The following is a 19479-nucleotide window of genomic DNA, read 5'->3' on the forward strand; positions in this document are numbered from 1 at the left end:
TATGCGATTCCTTATTGTCGATGATGAGCGGACTGTACATGAACAGCTGACTGCATTAATCCCATGGGAGCAGCTTGGCTGGGAAATTGTTGGCCATGCTTATAATGGTGAAGAAGCGAGAAGGCTGGCGGAGCAGCTGATGCCGAACATTATTGTAACGGATATTCGGATGCCGATGATGGATGGGCTCGGGCTGCTCGAGTGGCTGCAACAGATGAACCATCCGGCCAAAGTGATCGTGCTCAGCGGTTATGGCGATTTTGACTATACACGTACGGCCTTCAAGCGGGATGCTTACGATTACTTGCTCAAGCCGATTAAGGAAGCGGAGCTGCTGTCGGTGTTAGGCCGCGCCGTTGATGAGCTTCGCCAAGAGCATCAGTCCCAGTCGGACCGGATTAATGAGAAGGCGGTGCTGAATCAGGGGCTCGTGCTGATGCACGACGAGCTGTTCATGCAGGCTGCCGTTACAGGTCAGCTCGATGAGAACGAGCTGCATGTCCGTGCCGAGCAGCTTATGATTGCATTGCCAGAGGGACGTTTCACAACCATCGTTGTCAAAATAACAGAGGCAGACGAGCATATCCAGCGGCGATTCGGCGGCGATCGGAATACGTTCCTATTCGCTGCGCGGAACATGATCCAAGAAACGGTCGGCAAGCAGACGCTTGTCTTCCGCAACCTGCAGAAGGCGGCAGAGTTCGTCGTTCTGCTCTCGCACTCAGAGCGGCCGGTCGACTGGCTGCCATCCGACCTCGATAAGCTGCGAAGCGCGGCGGAACGTTACCTTCGCGTCCGGCTGCGAATCGGCGCAAGTGCGCCGAAGCAGCGCATCAGCAAGTTGGCCGCAGCTTACGCGGAAGCTGTTCAAGCGCTGGAATCGCTGCGGCTTGGCGGCGATGAGAGCATCGCAATCTACGGCCAAGCTACTACAGCAGCAGCTAATCATGTGAAGCCGGTCGAGAGCTGGCAGGAAGTGAACATGCTGCTCGATATGTTTCTAGGTACGGGGGCGCTCCGCGATAAAGCGCTTCTGCTTGATAAGCTCAATGAGGCATTCAGTGCAGCCATGCTGGCGAAGATGAGCGCGACCGAATGGAAGAAGGCCGCTTCCGAGCTGTTGGCGAAGCTGGAATTTGCCGGCGGTCACGACGAGGCTGCGCTTCAGCAATTGGGCGAAGCAAGAGCCGGCATCCAAGAGGTGCGTACGGAACAAGCGCAGCAAGCGATCAGTACGCTCATTCAAGATCGGCTGACGAAGGCGTTATCGACAACGAAGCTGAAGAACGGCCGTCAGTTGATGGAGGTCGTGAAGCAGTATATCGATCTCAACTATCGCGACGTGACGCTGGATGATATCGCTCAGAAGTTCTATATGAACAAAAACTACTTCTGCTCGTTGTTCAAGAATACGATCGGCGAGAACTTCGTCGAATATCTTACCGCGCTTCGGATGGAGCACTCGAAGCAGCTGCTCGAGCAGAGCGAGCTTAAAACCTACGAGATCGCCGACTATGTCGGCTACTCGGATCAGCGGTATTTCAGCCAAGTATTCCGCAAGCATACCGGGATGAAACCGACCGAATATCGGCAGTTCGCTAGACAACAAGCCGAATAGTCTACTTATTAACACTGGTGGGGCCTGTGTATCTGAATAGGCTCCACCTTTTATATTGTTGCGAACAGGGTAACCTGAATATTTTCGACATTCACATGAATTTGGCGGCATACCGAGGCTCGCAGGAGCGTCCTATAATGAGCAATGTAAGCACAATACGTAACACGGAGGGGTTCATATGAAAGCTACAAAGAGAATCAGTACCCTAACTGCTGCTGTACTATTGACCACCGCGCTTTCAGCATGCGGCAGCAGTGACGACAGCACGAACAAAGACAACACATCGACAGAAGGTTCACAGGCGACGACCAGCAATGAAAAGGTTACGCTCGATTTCTGGGCAGCGCTTGATCCGAGCACGGACGAAGGCAAGAATATCCAAGCGAAGGTCAAAGAGTTCGATGACGCTCACGCGGATATCGACGTGAATCTGCAAGTCATTTCATATGATGTTATGCATGACAAGCTGGTAGCTGCAATCAATGCCGGCGATACGCCAGACCTGAGTTGGGGCCTGTCCGAATGGTTCGGCGAGCTCAACAATATGGACGCGCTGGCTGACCTGACGCCTTATGTGGACAAATGGGCGGACAAAGGCAATATCTTCCCGAACGTTATGGAAGCACTGACGATCGATGGCAAAGTGAAAGCACTGCCGAACTACTTGGGCATTCGCGCACTGCTCTACCACGAAGATATTCTGAAGGCAGCGGGCCTGACGGCACCGCCTAAGACGTGGGATGAACTGATCGCAGCTGGCGCGACGATCAAGGAGAAGACAGGCAAAGAGGCATTCGGCATCGCCGGAGCAGGCGTACGTTCGCCGCAGGAATTGATCATGTACCTGGCTCAGAACGGTCTTACCCTTGCGGATAAGCAAGCGGACGGCAAATACAAGAATACGTGGCAGGACAATCCGGATCAACTGGCTAAGGCTGCTGAAGTGTTCAAGTTTTATCAAAATCTGCTGTCCTCGAAGACGATCAAAGCCGATGCGAAGACATGGGGCTGGGAAGAGGAAGACCAGAACTTCGTACTGGCGCAATACGCGATGGTTGTTGACGGCATGTGGATCGAAGGACGCAGCTCCGAGAATCCAGAAGGCATGAAAGACGTGAAGGTCGCAGCACCTCCTTCCGCAGCAACACCAGCTACGTTCATGGAGATCGCGCCGCTGTACGTCTACAAATCGGAGCATCCGGATCAAGCTTGGGAGCTTGCATCGTTCCTGCTGGGTGCTGACTATCAGCAAGTGGTTAACCCAGGCAAGAGCGCACGCAGCGACCAACAAGTCGACAGCGGCTGGGGCAAAGACTTCATGGCACTTGCAGAGCAAGGCGTCGTATTCCCGGCTGTATCGCTAGGCGGCATCACGAAGGCGATGGAAGATTCGCTCGCTCGCGCGCTGCTGAAGAACGATTCGGCTGAGGAAGTTGCGAAGTGGTTGTCCGGCGCAATCAATGACAGCTTGAAGAAAACAGGTGAGCTAAGCGCAAGCTAATTTCAAATGATTTCGCACGAGCAAGCATGGGCTTGTCAGCAGGTTGAGAGCATCGAAGCCCATGCTTGTTTTTTGTTCCACATAAGAATTTATTAGCTCCCAGTCTGCAGGAGAAACAAATTCTTATTGGCGACAAAACCTACCTCTACACGCGGTCGCTCATCCTTGTATAGGCAGCGATAGAGGTTTTTTCATACCCCCGGAAATGGAGTGAGAATGATAGATGACACAACTAGAGCTGGAGCGTCCGACTAAAATCAAACGCAAGTTCGGCATGACGCTTAGAGAGAAGAGAATAAAGAGAGTCGCTTATCTATTCGTACTCCCTGCCGTATTGTTCTTCCTTGCGATGAATGCTTATCCGCTCGTAACGGTGCTGTGGGACAGCTTCCAATACAAGAACCTGATGAACAAGGCGCTTAGCGGTTGGGCTGGTCTAGCGAACTATTCGGAAGTCATCCATAACGAATATTTCCGCAAAGCGCTGTGGAATACGGTCGTGTGGACAGTGCTCTCGGTTGCAGGCGAGTATGTGCTGGGACTAATCTCGGCTTTTGCATTGAATCAGAAAATTAAAGGCAGAACGGCTTTCCGCGCCATTATTATCGTGCCTTGGGTCGTTCCGATCGTGGTCGCAGGTCTGACGTGGACGTGGATGCTGACGCCGGACTACGGCATTATCAACCTATGGCTTGTGAAATTGCACATTCTCGATGAACCGGTATACTGGCTCGGCGAACTTGACACGGCACTGCTGACGGTCGTCTTCGTCAACATCTGGCGGAGCTTCCCGTTCTTCACGATCAGCTTGCTCGCTGGTCTGCAATCGGTGTCCCGTGACATTATCGAGGCGGCGGCAATCGACGGCGCAGGCGTGCGGAAAAGGTTTTTCTACATCGTGCTGCCGCAGTTGAAGACGGTATCGCTTACGATGATTTTCATCCATGTCATCTGGACGGCCATTAACTTCGACTTCATCTGGGTTATGACCGAAGGCGGTCCGCTTTACTCTTCGGAGACGCTGCCGATTATGATCTACCGCTATGCAATGCAGGATTACAACTTCGGTAACGCATCCGCACTCGCGTCGCTCATGCTTGGCTTCATGATGGCTTGCTTCGTGATCTACTACATGATGACTGTTAAGAAAAATAGGGGGTGACACCATGCTGATCAGCCGCGGCAAACAACGTTTTCTAACGATTCTAACCTATGTCGTCCTGCTTGGATTCTCGGTATACTGCTTGTTCCCGTTCCTATGGATGGTCGTAACATCGCTCAAACCGGATGCGGAGATCCGCACGGTCGATCCATCCTTCTGGATTTCTTCGCCGACGTTCAAGCACTTCGACAACGTACTCAACAACTCGAAGTTCCTAACCTTTTTCAAAAATAGTTTAATGATCGCTACGATCACAACGGTCGCATCGCTGCTTATCTCGATCTTCACCGGTTATGCGCTTAGCCGATACGGCCGCTTCAAGGGCGTTAAGCTGTTCAGCGTCGCGATGCTGCTGTCGCAGATGATTCCAGGCGTACTGCTGCTGATTCCTTTGTACTTGGTTATGAAGAACCTGGGTCTTATCAATTCCTATGCGTCCTTGATTCTGGCTTACACGACCTTCACGGTACCGCTGTGCACGTTCATGATGAAGAGCTTCTTCGATTCCATTCCGGTCGAGATGGAGGAATCGGCAGAGATCGATGGCTGCACGCGAGTGGGCATCATCTTCCGTATTCTGCTTCCGGTGTCGCTGCCGAGCCTTGTGGCAACGTCGTTGTTCGCATTCCTTAACGCATGGAATGAATTCATGTTCGGCTTCGTCTTCATCAACGATGAGGCGCATCGGACGCTTACGCCGGGCATCAGCTTGTTCAAGGGGCTGTATCAGACGGATTGGGGCAGCTTGATGGCATCCTCTGTACTGAGCGTTCTGCCGATCGTCATCTTGTTTGTATTCTTGCAAAAATTCCTGGTAGAAGGCATGACTGCCGGAGCAGTAAAGGGGTAACGTGCAATGAGCGAATGGATTCGAATACAAGAGAATGGCCTGCATCTGTTGTTCGAGATTACGGAAACTGGCGACGTCCGGTTTTTATATATGGGCTTGGCTGAGGCTGGGGCCGAGTATGAAGAGTGGCCGGAGAAGAAGAGGGCCAAGTATCGTTTGGTCGAGGTGCATGCGAGCGGTGAGAACCATAACGACCATCACGGCTCCAAGCATACCGGCACAACGCCGGGCAAGCGGCTGCGGCTGGTGAAGCTCGTGGATCTCGCTTCCTCTTCGGTGGCCGGTGAAGTCGGTCGGCGATTGGTGTGGCACTTGGTCGACGATGTAACGGGGCTTGAGGTTCGCAGCGTGATGCAATTCTATAACGGGCTGTCGGTCGTTCGGACGTGGACGGAGCTGGAGAATAAGGGTGCTGCTCCTATCGGCCTCGAGTATGTCTCTTCCTTTGCGTTGACGGGCATCGACAGCGGTGGGCTCGGCACGCGGGAAGAGAAGATTCGACTCAGCATTCCGCATAATACGTGGTACGGCGAAGCGCAGTGGCACACGTACCGTCTGTCCGAGCTTGGCTTCCATGAGGTGAACGAATTCTCGATGAAGCGTCTGTCATATGGTTCGACGGGCACTTGGTCGACGTCGCAGTATGCGCCGATGGGCTATGCGGCGAACGTGGAGACTGGCGTGGGACACGTCTGGCAGATTGAGCATAACGGCTCGTGGCATTGGGAAATCAGCGACATGACCGGGCAGCTGTATGTCCAGCTGAGCGGGCCGACGGATGCGGAGCATGGCTGGTGGAAGGAGCTTCAGCCAGGCGAGGTATTCGAGTCTGTGACAGCTTGCGTTGGTGTAGTAGCAGGGGGACTGGATAACGCGGCGGTGCTGATGAATGCGTATCGCCGTCGCATTCGCAGCTTCCATGCGGACAACGTGAAGCTTCCGGTTATTTTCAACGACTATATGAACTGTCTGTTCGGCGATCCGACGACGGAGAAGCTGCTGCCGCTCATTGATGCCGCGGCTGCTGCCGGCTGTGAGATCTACTGCATCGACTGCGGCTGGTATTCGGATGGCGAGTGGTGGGATGGCGTCGGCGAATGGCTGCCGTCTGCGGCTCGATTCCCTGGCGGAATCGAGGAAGTGCTGGACTATATCCGTTCAAAGGGCATGGTTCCAGGGCTGTGGCTCGAGATCGAGGTGATGGGCATCAATTGTCGCCTTGCGGACAAGCTGCCGGACGACTGGTTCTTCATGCGGCATGGGAAGCGAGTCATCGATCATGGTCGGTACCAGCTGGACTTCCGCAATCCGGAAGCTCGGGCGTATGCGGACTCAGTCATGGACCGCGTAGTCGGGGAGTATGGTGCTGGCTATATCAAGATGGACTACAACATCAATGCGGGCATCGGTACGGAGGTTGGTGCTGACAGCTTCGGTGACGGACTGCTCGAGCATAACCGCGCTTACTTGGATTGGCTTGATGCAGTGTTCGCTCGGCATGAAGGGCTTATCATCGAGAACTGCGGCAGCGGCGGCATGCGTCTCGACTATGCCCTGCTCAGCCGTCACAGCATTCAGTCGAGCAGCGACCAGACAGACTATGTGAAGAACGGCGTTATCGCGGCAGCATCTTCATCGCTCGTCACACCGGAGCAGTGCGCGGTCTGGTCGTACCCGATGCAGAATGGGGATCGTGAAGAAGTCATCTTCAACATGGTCAACAGCATGCTGCTGCGCATTCACCAGAGCGGGCATCTTGCGGAGATAGCGGAGGAGAGCTTTAAGTTGGTTGCTGAAGGCATCGCGGCGTATAAGACGTATCGGGAGCGCATCCCATTCGCTCGTCCCGTATGGCCGCTCGGCATGCCGCGCTTCAACAACGGCTGGATGTCGTTCGGCTTGGCCGACGACGAAGGACTGCTCCTCGCCGTATGGAGGCTCGAGGGCGAATCGCCTACGTGCGTACTTCCGCTGCCGGCGGAGTGGAAGCAAGTCGACGCTGAGGTGTCGCTGCTGTACCCATCCGAAGGACCAGCCCAGTGGGGCTGGAACCGCGAGGACGGCTCGCTGTCCGTCCAGCTGCATGAGCGCAAGACGGCTCGGATTTTTGAAGTGAGAAAGAAGCAGTAGAATGTGAATTGCGCGGTGTCGCGATGACGCTGCCGTGGAGCCGCCCCCTCAGCACGTAAGGTGCTGAGGGGGCGGTTTTATTTGTTGTGACTCTCTGGCTCATACCCGTCAGTCGCTGCTCATCCCGTACAAGTAACTATATTGTTCTTCGGTAGGGCGCGTGTACCGTTGCGTTGGACGCCTAGCAAGCCTGCGAAATGTACATCTTTTTCGAGCGAAAAGGTGCTTAACAGTACTCAAACATGCAGAATGTGCAGGCATTTTGCCCCGAGACCACCGGGATTAGCAAATTTGCCGGAAAAGCATGCCTTAAATGCAGGCTTACCCAACTTAGTAATGTGTGAGTCTGAAAAGCCTATACAAAATGCAGGCATCGTGTCGTCCGCTACCGTATGAGAGAGTTCTTCGGATGAAATAGTCTTTCTAGGTCATTCCAAATGGAAGTATTATAGTTAAAATAATACATAATGCTTGTGGTAACTGGTTGCTAGATCGTCGTATTGGAGGTTGGAGTTTGGGTGGAAGCAGATTTGGCGTTATTGAGTCGTTTTAATTTGTCTCGTGCGAGATGGTTCATGGTACTTGTTGTACTTATTTCTTCTATACTCAGCGGCTGCAGCGCAACAGACACGGTAGAGACAGAGGCGGTCATTCCTAAGATTCCCGCGATTGATGCCATACAAATCGATGAGGTACAAATGAGAGATATTTCGTTCGTGGATGATCAGACGACATTCAGAGGTATACAATATGATGTCATTCTGAATACAGCTTTGTCGGACAAACAATTGAAGGAGATCGGTGTAGGGCTGCAATTTAGTGGAGAGGCTCAGCAGGTTTGGGGGAGGAGTGAATCGGGATATTCTAACGGTTATTCGATCCTAGAGCGAACTGATGCGGGCATGAAAGTACTAGTAAGTATCGATCTTCTGAAGGACGCCGTAACGGATGAGGAATTGAACAAGTTGAAGAGTGAGGAATCCTTAACGGATATGGAAATCAAACTATTCTACCAGGGTGCGGCTTATACGACCTTGCTAGTTAACAATTTATGAAATGGTACTAACTTATTCGGAGGTGCTCTGATGAGTCAACTTGAATATTTTTTTGAACATTTAAAGCAAATCAAGGACGAATGGGTGGAGGCAGCAACGAAACGATTAGATCCTACGTTTGATTTAATTTTGACCGAACATGAGGATGCAATTAAAACTTTACAGCAAACAATTCAAACTGTTGATGCTATTGAGGCATTTAGAAAAAATCAAGATGAAATTATTGAAGGCGTTATACACTCCATACTTGTTATGTTTGATCATGGAAGTGCACTAGTTGATAAAATGAAACTCGATATCGTTGATCTGGACACAAGAATTCCTTTAAATGAAAACGAAATCGCACTACATGAGGAATTCATAACATATATGAATGATCATAAAGATTAGAGCAACGTTGTGACGACCGATCAGACGTGTTCGAACAACTGCGATGAAGCACGGCATCTCCTATAAAACAAGCAAGCCCTCCTGTAGAGGGCTTGCTTGTTTTATAGGCTAACACACTAACAAGAGTGTTAGTTCAACGTAATACTATCCAACTCCGCGTACCCCGTAGCACCTTTCGCCAGACGGATAATGTTGTCCCCCGCGGTCAGATTGACGTTCACGTTGACCGTTCCGAATTGGCCCCATCCTGCGGTGGCCGGATAGGTGACCGTCCCCCAAGCGCCGTTGTTGTACGCGATGCCATGCGTCGAATTGGCCCCCGTGCCGTTCGCATAGCGAATCGTCATTGTGTACGTCTTCGTCGTAGGCACCTTCACGTAGAAGTCCACGTAGCTGTCGCTATAGTCCATCTGTGCGACGTATTTGCCCCCGGAAGCGCTCGTGCCGGACGCGATATTCGCGTGGCTGACCACGGCATTCTCTGCCTCATATACATTCGTTGCCTGACCGTAAGGCGTAATATAGATTCGGTAGCCGTCATTGTTGTACAAGCCGCTCATCGAGACGGTGATCTGGTTGTTCGAGATTGTATAATCGCCTTCAAGAAGTGTATTCGTGGCGTTCACCGCCGTGGACCGGTTGACGAATGGCGTCCAGTCGACGCGTACATGCACCTTGCTGCCATTCGTTCCGAAGAACGACGGGAAGTTCTTGATAACGGCATTAACCGTTCCATCAGTGACTCCCCCGAACAAAACGCTCGCATATTGGCGCGAAGAATCCACATTGGCGAAGCCATCCAAAGCTGTCGCGCTGTTCACGTTCGGCGGCGTAACGGACACCATGTTGCCCGTCATATCGCCGTACCACTTGTAGAACCACCAGCCGCCGTTGCGCTGCGTGGAGCTTGCTAATAAACTACCCAGCCGTCCCGGATTCGGCACGTCCCAGTAGCTTTGCATCGCAGTATCAACCCTCAGCCGCTCGAACTTCGCGATCAGCGGAGCGACAGCGCCTGGCTTGCCTTCATCATTAATCCATGAGGCGCCGCTGTACTCATTAATCGAGATCGGTCTTGCCGATATACCTAGTGAGCTCTCGATCGCGCGATAGTCGTTGAAGTTGGCCGTGAAATTCTCGCCGCCGAGCTGATGCCAGCCGCTAATGTCGGGTACCGTATTCTGCGACTTCTGATACGTCATGAAATCGAGCATCGCATTGTGGCTGTAGCCTGCGTATTCAGGTCCAATCGCTCTTGCTGTCGAGTCCAGCTGCTTCAGCTTCTTATACGACTGGCTGAAAAACTCGCGAAACGTCAAGTTGCCGCTCGCATTCGAGGATGCGTAGCCGGAGTTGTAAACGGTTGCATGATTAACCGTTGCATTCTCGGCTTCATAGCGTCCCTGACTAGCGCCGGCGATATCGATATAGTCGATCTCGGCATAGCCGGTTGAACCCTTGGTCAAACGAATGGTGTTATTGCCAGCATTCAGATTAACGTTTACATCGACCTGCGACGCGCTGCCGCTAACGAAATACCCGCCCGAATTCGCGTATGTAACGGTCGATGCGCTGCCGCCATTAACGCTCAAGCTGTGCGTGGAGCTGGCACCGGAACCGTTCGCATAACGGATTGTCATCGTGTAAGCCTTCGAAGTAGGCACATTTACCGTAAACTGAACATAGCTGTCGCTGTAGTCGAGGCCGCCGACATATTTGCCTTTCCACGTGCCGTCCGGTTCGTTCCACAGCTCGTAACCGTACACATTCGTAAGACCGGCGGACTTCACGGCATTGACCGTCGTCGTCATCTTATTGAACCAGTCATTCAAGTTGGTGTAGTCGTACCAGCCCGTGAACCAGTCGGCGAGGCGGATCGATACTTGGCTACCTGTACCTGCAAGCTTCTGAGCGACCGGAATCGCTGCGCCCCATGGCTGTTGATAGCCGCTTACCGCCGGGTTGTTATAGGCTCGGGCATGCAGCGGCAGAATCAGGTTGTTGTCCGGTTGATTCTCGATGACGCCATAGAGCGATCCTGCTGCGCTATGCGTAACGGGACCGATAACACTCGATAGATCAACCGTCAGCGAAGTTGCAGCATAGGCAGGGGAGACGCCTGCGAGGCTTGCGCCAAGCGCCGTCAACATCCCGAACAGCAGGGGTTTCTTCATTTTTGCACCTAACTTGATCGAACTCATTATTCAACCTCCAATTGTTGTGATTGCATCATGTCATCATGTTCATGTGCAGCATCTGTCCGCTTTCTCTTGAAAGCGCGTTCAATTCAAATCTCCTCCTTTCAGCCAATACGCTAACTGGTATTGGATTTAAGTTCCACTCTAATCTTTTGCGATAAGTGGAAAATATTAAATGTTCCTTATATTTGTCTACTTTTCTATAAAATTTCCACCTTAAAAACGCTTTCATAACAACCGTGCTATCGTATGATTAGTACATATAGACGCATAAGAAAGGGAAGAGATCGGATGGATAAGCCGTTCAAGAAAGGCATCAGCTTCCGTAACAAATTGCTCGTCACGTTCCTGCTCGTCAGCCTCCTCCCCATACTCGCGGTTGAGATGATGTCGTACTACACGTCGACTGTAGCCATGAAGAAGAATATGAACGATCTCATTAATGTGAATCTGCTGCAAACCTCGAAGAATCTGGACACTTCGCTGCAAAATTACGAGGATCTTCTCTTCCAAGTGTTCACCGACGATAACGTCATGAGTTTAGTCAAAGAAATCAACGACCCTGCTGCGGACTCGCTAGAGTTCAGCAGGCGCAAGCTCATTAACATATTGTCGCGATACTCCTATGCGAAGGAAGGCATTCGCAGCATTGCGATATTTACATCGAATAATACGCTCATCACGTACGACCGGCAGACCGGCTCTCCCTACGATAATTTGTGGTCCAGCGAGAAGGACCTTATCCATCTGCCGATCTACCAGCAGGCATTGGAAGGGAAAGGGCGGTCCGTCATTACGCCGCCTCTGAAGATCGATACGATCAACAACAACGAGCAATATGGCTTCCATCTCGCCAGACAATTAAGCGATCTCAATGTTGCCAGCCTAGAACCCATTGGCGTGGCCGTCATTACGGTGTACGAGTCCGTGCTCACGGAAGCGATCAATCTCGAAGAGTCGAGCGCCGCTGCGGGTTCGCCCCGGCTGAACAAGCGGAATTTTCTAACGGATGGGTCAGGCACCATCGTCTCCTCTCCAGACAAGTCTCAGATCGGTATGAATGTAAGTAATATCGTGACCGATTCTACCATTTTGAACACGTACTATAACCCTACCAGCCATCTATGGGTGAACAATCTCGTCGATCAGAATCAATTGTTCCGCGAGATGTATGCGATGCAGACCATTACGCTTTATTCCGGGCTAGCAGCAGCGGTACTGACGATTGTTCTGATCACGATATTCTCAGGAAGGCTTACCCGTTCGATCAGGCGCATTTTGAAGGCGATGCGGACCGCTCAGCATGGGACGTTGGACGTTCAGGTAGAAGGTACGGCGCATGATGACTTATCCGTCATTGCGCTCAGCTTCAATAAGATGATGCTTCGGGTCAGCGAGCTGATGAATGAATCAAAGCGTGCCGTCGAGAAGCAGAAGGAAGCGGAGATTCGGGCGTTGGAGGCGCAGATCAATCCGCATTTTCTATACAATACGCTGGATTCTATTAACTGGATGGCGATCGAGAAAGAAGAGTACCAGATCAGTCAGATGCTGAAGGAGCTGGCGCAAATTCTTCGGTACAGCGTGAAGGACAGCAACAAGCGCGTGACGCTGCGCGAAGAGCTGAAGTGGATGAACTCGTATGTATTTCTGCAGCAGCATCGATTCCGCTCGTCCTTCAATTGTGAGGTCGAATGTCCGGAGGCGCTCTATCGCTATCAGGTGCATAAGCTGACGCTTCAGCCTTTCATTGAGAATGCAATCATCCACGGCTTCTATGGCGTGAACAGCGGCGGACTGATTCGGATCGTCGTGAAGGAGCTGGATACGAACCAGCTGATGATTCGAATCGAAGATAACGGTCTTGGCATGTCGGAGTCGAAGAGGAAGTCGCTCATCTCGGAGGATCGACAGGAGGACGAAGCGGCTGGCAGCGGACTAGGCGTCCGCAATGTCGCCGATCGTATTCGCAGCTATTACGGAAGCAGGGGCCATCTCGATATTCAGAGCGAGTTGGGCCAAGGAACGATCGTCACCATTACGCTGCCTATCGATACGGAAGGAGAAGATGAATATGCGAATCGTCGTAGTTGAGGATGAACATAACTCCAGAGAGGGACTGATTCGTCTCATCGGGAGGCTGGACCTAGGCGATGAGGTGGTAGGCGAGGCCGCTAACGGAATCGATGGACTGGCTGTAATCGAGCAGACGAGACCGGATCTGGTCATTACCGATATTAATATGCCGGGCATGTCAGGCTTGGATATGTTGAGTCAACTAAGGGGCCGAGGCCTCCGGCACAAAATGATTATTCTAACGGGGTATTCCGAGTTCGAATATGCGCAGAAGGCGCTGAAGATGAGCGTGAGCGACTATTTGGAGAAGCCGATCACGGTGCCGGATCTGCGCGAAGCGCTCGATAATGTGCGGGCGGACCTGCAGCAGCAGGTGCGAGCGGCGGTGGAAGAGGAGCCGGGAACGATCGATTTCATGTTTCTGCGATTAATGGACTCGACGGGTGATGAAGCGGTCCAGCAGGAATCACGCATTCGTGCGAAGCTTGGTTTCCGGGACGATCTGCCTTGTCATCTATCAGTTATTGCTTATGGCGAATCAACAGACAAACAGCCATCGAATATGCGAGCGCTGCTGGAATCGGAATGGCGAACGATCGGTAGTTGTGCCGTATTCGGTGTTGCTTCACGCGGCATCTTGGTTGGCGTTGCACAGGCCCGTGACGCAGGTTTCGAAGCTTCTCAGCTCGTGGAGGAGCGTCTTCTTCCTGCAATCGGCAAAACGGGCTGCGAGGTGCAATACTGCCTTGGCGAAGTAGAGCGGCTTGTCCCATCTGAAGCGGGATATGGAAGAGCTGCTGGAGCTGGCGAAGTGGTCTATGGTGCTCGGCAATAAGCGCCCGATCCGCCGAGAGGACGTGAGCCGGCTCGCTTTAAGAGAGCTGCCGTATCCGCTGCTGCTGGAGGGCAAGTGCTCTCGTGCGGTCGTGACCGCAAGCCGCCAAGAGATCGAGAAGCAGTTCGCTCATTGGGTGAACGAGTTCAAGGACGTGAAGTACGGACCCGTATTGACGATCGAATACAGCATCCGATTCGTTTCTTATATGCTGAAGCTGGCAGGCGATGTGCATGGATTCATGCTGCCGGAGCCGCTCCAGAGCGAATGGCAGCGGTCGCTGCGAGACATCCGCTCCATCGGACAATATGAGCAGGCGATGAACCGGATCGTAGAGGCATTGTGTGCAATAGAGTCGCCGGCAGATGCACCTCAGTACAGTCTGCTCATTCAGAAAGCGGTTCGGATCGTCCAGGAGCAGTATGCCGAAGGCATTACGCTCGATGAGATTGCGGATAACCTTCATGTGACGATGGCTTATCTAAGCGGTCAATTCAACAAGGAGGTCGGACGGCCTTTCTCCGTGTACATAAGAGAGCTAAGGCTTCGCAAAGCGAAGGAGCTGCTGCTCGGAAGCGAGCTCCGCACGTTCGAGATTGCGCAACAGGTTGGGTACCCGGACCCCAAATATTTTTCTCGCGTGTTCAAGGAAGCGACTGGGATGACGCCAGGTGAGTATCAGAAACTAAATGCGAGATAGAGGTTGGCATGTAAATAGATAGAAAGTCACATGAAATATGTCCACCTTTCGGATGATTATGAAATTTTCGAAGCGCTTTCAATTCGATACACTGAACATGCAAGCACAAACAATGATCACTTAGGGGGTTCAAACATGAAAAAGATGGCGGCTGGCCTCATCGCGGCAGCGCTCGTAACGGGGCTAGCAGGTTGTGGTTCTTCCGATAAGGACAACGAGACTTCCCAGACGACAACGAAGACGGAAACGGAATCGTCTGCTCCAACGACTGACTCCACAGCGAAGACCGAAGAAACGGCAGAGAAAACGAAGCTTACCCTTTGGTTCTATTTTGAAGGCAAAGAGCGCTTCGACAAAATCAAGGCGCTGACGGATGGCTATACGGCCAAAAATCCGAACGTCGAAATCGAACCGGTATTCATTCCATTCGCTGATTTCAAGAAGAAACTCTCGGTTGGTCTTGCTGCTTCCGATCTGCCGGATATCGTCGTCATCGACAACCCGGATACGGCTGCATATGCGGCGATGGGCCTGTTCGCGGATATTACGGATAAAGTCAACGCTTGGGCGGACAAAGATCAATTCTTCCCTGGTCCATGGTCCTCGACGATTCTGGACGGCAAGCAATACGCAATTCCGCTGGGCAGCAACAACTTGGCTTTGTTCTACAACGAGAAGATGCTGTCCGATGCAGGAGTGAAGCCTCCAACGACGTGGGATGAACTTCGTACGACGGCGAAAGCGCTCACGAAGGACGGCGTAACCGGTATCGGCATCGCAGCTCCGGCGAACGAAGAAGGCACGTTCCAATTCCTTCCTTGGCTGCTGTCGGCAGGCGCGACGTTCGATAACGTCGGCGGTGCAGAAGGTGCGAAAGCATACGATTTCTTGGGTAACCTGGTCAAAGACGGATCGATGAGCAAGGATGTAATCAACTGGACGCAGGCAGACGTCATGAAACAATTCGCTTCCGGCAAAATCGCCATGATGATCAACGGCCCATGGCAGCTGCCGGAGCTCGCAACGAACGCGCCTGACCTGAAGTACGGCATCGCGCTTGTACCGAAAGACCAACAGTACTCCTCCGTACTCGGCGGGGAGAATCTAGGCATCGTTAACGGGAAGCATGTGGACGAGGCAGTTGACTTCGCTATGTATGTGGAATCGCCGGAAGTTCTCAAAGGCTTCGCGCAAGGCTTCGGCTACTTCCCGGCTCGCAAAGACGTAGCGGCAGATCCGTATTGGGCAGATAACGAGCAGTTGAAAGTGTTCGCGGACAACATGAACTATGCACAGCCGCGCGGCCCGCATCCGAAGTGGCCTGAAATCTCCAATGCCTTGTCCGAAGCGCTCGACAAGTCGCTGCTCGGCAGCGGCACGGCGGCAGACAATGCTGCGGAAGCGCAAGCGAAGATCGATAAGATTCTTGGTAAGTAATAGATAGAGGTGCGATTGGAGTATGGGGCCGTCGCCCCGTACTCCAAATGCTATCAATAGGGTGGTGAGGGGCCTTTGCTGAGCAGACATCAGAAAATAACGGGTTATGTGCTAGTGCTGCCCGCTTTAATTTATATGCTATTCTTCGTCGGCTATCCGATTATTGATAACATCAGGCTCAGCCTGCTGGATGTGAACGTCATGAACGTCTCGCATGGGGAGCAGCCATACGTCGGGCTTCAGAATTATAAGGATTTGTTCGAGGAAGGGGTTCTCGTAAAGTCGATCGTCAACACGCTGATCTACACCGTGGCTTGTATCGTATTGCAATTCATTATCGGCTTGGCATTCGCGCTCCTCTTCTCCAAGAGCTTCCGGTTCGCGCAGCGGCTGCGCGGTTTCATTATGATCAGCTGGTTGCTGCCGGCGACGATTACCGCCATGATGTACAAGTTCATGTTCAGCGGCGACGGAGTCGTGAACGAACTGATCCAACAGCTGCATCTCGGGTCACATGTTGATTGGCTCGTGACGCCTGTTCCCGCGATGATTACGCTTATTATCGCCAATACGTGGATCGGCATTCCGTTCAATATGATTCTGCTTACGACAGGGTTGACGACTATTCCGAAGGATATTTACGAGAGTGCGTCCATTGATGGTGCTAATGCAGGACAGAAGTTTGTAAGACTGACATTACCATTGCTGAAGCCCGCCATCTATTCGCTGCTCGTTCTAGGTTTCATATATACGTTCAAGGTGTTCGAGCTTGTCCTCATCGCGACGCATGGCGGTCCCGTGAATGCAACGCAGATGATGTCGACCTACGCCTACAAGCTGTCGTTCGAGATGTTCAAGTTCAGCCAAGGCGCAGCCGCAGCTAACGTGATGTTCGTTATTCTATTCCTTGTCGGCGTTCTGTATCTGTGGATGGTTAGGAAAGAAGAGGTGAGCAGTTCATGAAGAAACGTTACTCCGCGTGGCTGCTCCCTATCTTCGCAATTGCGGTAACGATCGTGTTTTTGTTCCCGCTGTATTGGATGATCGTCACTTCGCTCAAGCCAGAGGGCGAGATTTTCCGGTCGCCTATCACTTGGTACCCGCACACGATTGATATCAAATCGTATACGGAGCAGCTGTCGGGCTCCTCGTATAACATCTGGAGCGGCTTCAAGAACAGCGCCATTATTGCGCTTGGTTCGCTCGTCATCGCTACGGTGCTGGCGATCCCGGCTTCGTATGGGCTTGGGCGTTATAAGTTCCCGGGAAGCCGCATCTTCCTGCTGCTGTTCCTCGTGACGCAGATGCTGCCGTCATCGCTTATTCTGACGCCGTTGTTCATCTTGTTCAAGCATCTAGGTCTCATCGGCCCTACCTACTGGAGTACGATTCTCGCGAACGCAACGATCGGCATTCCGTTCTCGGTCGTTACGCTGCGCAGCTATTTCGCCGGACTGCCGAAGGAACTCGAAGAGTCGGCGAAGATCGATGGCTGCGGGACGGTTCGAACGTTCTTCCGCATCATGCTGCCGATCGCGATGCCTGGCGTCGTCGTTGTCATGGTCTTCTCGTTCCTATTCGCATGGGGCGATCTCATCTATGGCATGACGTTCATAAGCAAGGAGAGCATGCGTCCGATTACGGCGGGCATCTATACGTTCCTCGGCTTCCAGAGCACGTCATGGAACAATACGATGGCTTTCGGCACGGTCAGCATCATCCCGGTCGTGCTCATCTTCATCTTCGTTCAGCGCTACATCGTAAGCGGACTGACGAATGGTGCGGTGAAGGGGTAACGTAGGGTCCGGTTATAGGTAAAAGGTTGAGCAGATGTGCTGCTCAACCTTTTTGTCATGACCCCATTAGCCAGCCTCTACAACCTTCGGCTGCATATACCAGAACAATGCCATGTCAGTCATCGTCGATGCATGACCGAGTTGACGGAGCATCGTCGTAATGTTGCCTCTGTGATAGGTGCCGTGATTGATGACATGGAGCATGATTTCCGATAGCCGCGTTTGACGTACGCCTGCATAAGGATTGTCTAACGTAATGGTTTGCTCCAGATCCGCTTGGCTGCTCAGCCATTGGTTGAATTGTTCCGACACCTCGGCGAATTTATCTTCGTATTCCTCAAGTTGGTCCAGCGCACTCCTGTTCATCGTCGTCGTTGCGGCCAGTGCGTCCCGCATGCTCATGCCTGTTAGTACGAGGTGCCACATCGAATCAACCGCATAGATATGGCTGAACGCATGGGCGATCGTCTTGAAGGAACCGATGTTGAAATCTTGATGTAGGACGGTGGATGGAAGTGTCTTCATATGCCCGAGCAGCGTCTGATTAGCCCAAGTGTGATAATTGAACATCTCTGCAATATGGTTTGTCATTCTTAATCTCTCCTCTATTTGCTCGTATTGAATTCGTTCTTGGTCTCATTATAGAAAAGGAAGTATGACAACAAGCTGTCATACTTCCTCATAAAATTTAAGCGATTGGATAAGCTGTTCTTTTAGGATGCTTCGAAGCGTTCGCGGTTCCAGCACTTCGGCGCCGCTGCCGAAGCTGAGCAGGATGGCCCACAGCCATCGTGCTTCTAGCGGCTGATGGACCGGAATGCGCATCGTCATGCTGCCGTCGGGGTGAAACTGTTTGTCGGCGAGGTGGAAGTGATCCATCGCGCTCGCCAATGCTGCCGGACCGACTCGGATCACGACATCCTCCACCGATCCAGACCAGCCGCTGTCTATAGAAGCCGTCGTATCCATAATCTCGTGCGGCTTAAAGAACCGATCGGTTGCGCAGGCATCCAACATTCGCGAAAGCCTGAACTCTCGATAATCATGTCGCGCGAGACAATAACCGTAGACATACCAGTTTCTATATTTGTAATGAAGCCGGAGCGGTTCCATCTCGCGAGTCGATCGTTCGTTCTTCGCATTAATGTAATCGAAGCGGATGACATTACGATCCGCTATGGCTTTACGAAGCAGAGGAAGCGCCGCAGGATTGGTCGTATTGGACGCTAGATTAACGGCGAGACTGGGATGGGTATGCTCCGCTCCAATCGTCTTGAGACGTTCGATCGTATTCTGCGCACGATCATCCTCGAATATAGTGGAGAGGCTGTGAAGGACGGTGATCAGCGAGCTGACATCGTAGGAGCCGAGCAGGCTTTTATCCATTTTGTAACCGTCCATAATGCCATATCCGCCTTTCATTCCCTGATACGATACGACCGGGATGCCGGCAGCGCAGATGATATCGATGTCTCGGTAGATGGTTCGCTGGGACACTTGGAATTCGTCTGCAAGCATGGAGGCGGACAAGACGTCATGGTTAAGCAGCTTGTAAATGATGGAGATTAATCGTTCTAGCTTCATAAAGCACCTCGTTCGAGTAGATCATAAACGTAAGCTTGATTATAATCTATATTTTGATAGGTGATCATATATAAATTGCCTGATTGCTAAAACTTTATTTAACCGTTAAACTTACTGTATAGTATCAATGATATATATTTTGACTGG

General features: G+C 52.1%; 16 protein-coding genes. 13 read left to right on the plus strand and 3 right to left on the minus strand.

Annotated features, from left to right (window positions below):
* Position 1: 1 nt before the first annotated feature.
* From SBI19_RS02885 to SBI19_RS02915, 7 genes are all read left to right on the plus strand, one after another.
* Positions 2–1618 (plus strand): response regulator transcription factor, encoded by a 1617-nt coding sequence (locus SBI19_RS02885; protein WP_317964749.1) that lies wholly within the window; start codon positions 2–4, stop codon positions 1616–1618.
* 178 nt (positions 1619–1796) lie between these two features.
* On the plus strand, positions 1797–3119 hold the full coding sequence (locus SBI19_RS02890) for an ABC transporter substrate-binding protein (RefSeq protein ID WP_317964751.1): 1323 nt from the start codon (positions 1797–1799) through the stop codon (positions 3117–3119).
* A gap of 223 nt (positions 3120–3342) precedes the next feature.
* Positions 3343–4281, plus strand: a complete 939-nt coding sequence (locus SBI19_RS02895) for a carbohydrate ABC transporter permease (protein ID WP_317964753.1) — start codon at positions 3343–3345, stop codon at positions 4279–4281.
* A 4-nt stretch (positions 4282–4285) separates the two neighbouring features.
* Positions 4286–5131, plus strand: coding sequence for a carbohydrate ABC transporter permease (locus tag SBI19_RS02900; protein ID WP_317964755.1), 846 nt, complete (start codon positions 4286–4288; stop codon positions 5129–5131).
* 6 nt (positions 5132–5137) lie between these two features.
* The gene (locus tag SBI19_RS02905; RefSeq protein WP_317964757.1) at positions 5138–7261 is read left to right on the plus strand and encodes an alpha-galactosidase; all 2124 of its coding nucleotides are present in this window, start codon (positions 5138–5140) and stop codon (positions 7259–7261) included.
* A gap of 518 nt (positions 7262–7779) precedes the next feature.
* Complete coding sequence (locus SBI19_RS02910) at positions 7780–8316, plus strand: hypothetical protein (RefSeq protein WP_317964759.1); 537 nt, start codon at positions 7780–7782, stop codon at positions 8314–8316.
* Between the two features lie 30 nt (positions 8317–8346).
* Complete coding sequence (locus tag SBI19_RS02915; protein ID WP_317964761.1) at positions 8347–8706, plus strand: histidine kinase; 360 nt, start codon at positions 8347–8349, stop codon at positions 8704–8706.
* A 128-nt stretch (positions 8707–8834) separates the two neighbouring features.
* Here the strand turns inward: SBI19_RS02915 and SBI19_RS02920 are convergent, their stop codons facing one another.
* Positions 8835–10907 (minus strand): CBM35 domain-containing protein, encoded by a 2073-nt coding sequence (locus SBI19_RS02920; protein WP_317964763.1) that lies wholly within the window; start codon positions 10905–10907, stop codon positions 8835–8837.
* A gap of 288 nt (positions 10908–11195) precedes the next feature.
* Here SBI19_RS02920 and SBI19_RS02925 point away from each other — a divergent pair, with 288 nt between their 5' ends.
* The 6 genes from SBI19_RS02925 to SBI19_RS02950 all read left to right on the plus strand — a co-directional run bounded on the left by SBI19_RS02925 (position 11196) and on the right by SBI19_RS02950 (position 17748).
* Positions 11196–12998 carry a cache domain-containing sensor histidine kinase gene (locus SBI19_RS02925; protein ID WP_317964765.1) on the plus strand — a complete coding sequence of 601 codons (1803 nt, stop codon included), beginning with the start codon at positions 11196–11198 and terminating at the stop codon, positions 12996–12998.
* Complete coding sequence (locus tag SBI19_RS02930; RefSeq protein ID WP_317964767.1) at positions 12979–13815, plus strand: response regulator; 837 nt, start codon at positions 12979–12981, stop codon at positions 13813–13815. Before SBI19_RS02925 ends, SBI19_RS02930 begins: the two co-directional genes overlap by 20 nt.
* Positions 13745–14515, plus strand: coding sequence for a helix-turn-helix transcriptional regulator (locus SBI19_RS02935; protein WP_317964769.1), 771 nt, complete (start codon positions 13745–13747; stop codon positions 14513–14515). The genes SBI19_RS02930 and SBI19_RS02935 overlap by 71 nt, the downstream gene beginning before the upstream one ends.
* 135 nt (positions 14516–14650) lie before the next feature.
* Positions 14651–15952: an ABC transporter substrate-binding protein gene (locus SBI19_RS02940; RefSeq protein WP_317964771.1), complete on the plus strand. Its 1302-nt coding sequence runs from the start codon at positions 14651–14653 to the stop codon at positions 15950–15952.
* A 75-nt stretch (positions 15953–16027) separates the two neighbouring features.
* Positions 16028–16915 carry a carbohydrate ABC transporter permease gene (locus SBI19_RS02945; protein ID WP_317964773.1) on the plus strand — a complete coding sequence of 296 codons (888 nt, stop codon included), beginning with the start codon at positions 16028–16030 and terminating at the stop codon, positions 16913–16915.
* Complete coding sequence (locus SBI19_RS02950; protein ID WP_317964775.1) at positions 16912–17748, plus strand: carbohydrate ABC transporter permease; 837 nt, start codon at positions 16912–16914, stop codon at positions 17746–17748. Before SBI19_RS02945 ends, SBI19_RS02950 begins: the two co-directional genes overlap by 4 nt.
* 66 nt (positions 17749–17814) lie before the next feature.
* Here the strand turns inward: SBI19_RS02950 and SBI19_RS02955 are convergent, their stop codons facing one another.
* On the minus strand, positions 17815–18339 hold the full coding sequence (locus SBI19_RS02955; RefSeq protein WP_317964777.1) for a DinB family protein: 525 nt from the start codon (positions 18337–18339) through the stop codon (positions 17815–17817).
* 78 nt (positions 18340–18417) lie between these two features.
* Positions 18418–19332, minus strand: coding sequence for a helix-turn-helix transcriptional regulator (locus SBI19_RS02960; RefSeq protein WP_317964779.1), 915 nt, complete (start codon positions 19330–19332; stop codon positions 18418–18420).
* Positions 19333–19479: the final 147 nt, after the last annotated feature.

Source organism: Paenibacillus sp. CCS19 (genome assembly GCF_033239625.1).
Classification (GTDB): Bacteria; Bacillota; Bacilli; order Paenibacillales; family Paenibacillaceae; genus Paenibacillus_T.

What these genes read in the sequence shown, in the direction of transcription:
- SBI19_RS02885 (WP_317964749.1), top strand. Translation starts at nt 2, where the DNA reads ATGCGATTCCTTATTGTCGATGATGAGCGGACTGTACATGAACAGCTG.
- SBI19_RS02890 (WP_317964751.1), top strand. Translation starts at nt 1,797, where the DNA reads ATGAAAGCTACAAAGAGAATCAGTACCCTAACTGCTGCTGTACTATTG.
- SBI19_RS02895 (WP_317964753.1), top strand. Translation starts at nt 3,343, where the DNA reads ATGACACAACTAGAGCTGGAGCGTCCGACTAAAATCAAACGCAAGTTC.
- SBI19_RS02900 (WP_317964755.1), top strand. Translation starts at nt 4,286, where the DNA reads ATGCTGATCAGCCGCGGCAAACAACGTTTTCTAACGATTCTAACCTAT.
- SBI19_RS02905 (WP_317964757.1), top strand. Translation starts at nt 5,138, where the DNA reads ATGAGCGAATGGATTCGAATACAAGAGAATGGCCTGCATCTGTTGTTC.
- SBI19_RS02915 (WP_317964761.1), top strand. Translation starts at nt 8,347, where the DNA reads ATGAGTCAACTTGAATATTTTTTTGAACATTTAAAGCAAATCAAGGAC.
- SBI19_RS02920 (WP_317964763.1), bottom strand. Translation starts at nt 10,907, where the DNA reads ATGAGTTCGATCAAGTTAGGTGCAAAAATGAAGAAACCCCTGCTGTTC.
- SBI19_RS02925 (WP_317964765.1), top strand. Translation starts at nt 11,196, where the DNA reads ATGGATAAGCCGTTCAAGAAAGGCATCAGCTTCCGTAACAAATTGCTC.
- SBI19_RS02930 (WP_317964767.1), top strand. Translation starts at nt 12,979, where the DNA reads ATGCGAATCGTCGTAGTTGAGGATGAACATAACTCCAGAGAGGGACTG.
- SBI19_RS02940 (WP_317964771.1), top strand. Translation starts at nt 14,651, where the DNA reads ATGAAAAAGATGGCGGCTGGCCTCATCGCGGCAGCGCTCGTAACGGGG.
- SBI19_RS02950 (WP_317964775.1), top strand. Translation starts at nt 16,912, where the DNA reads ATGAAGAAACGTTACTCCGCGTGGCTGCTCCCTATCTTCGCAATTGCG.
- SBI19_RS02955 (WP_317964777.1), bottom strand. Translation starts at nt 18,339, where the DNA reads ATGACAAACCATATTGCAGAGATGTTCAATTATCACACTTGGGCTAAT.
- SBI19_RS02960 (WP_317964779.1), bottom strand. Translation starts at nt 19,332, where the DNA reads ATGAAGCTAGAACGATTAATCTCCATCATTTACAAGCTGCTTAACCAT.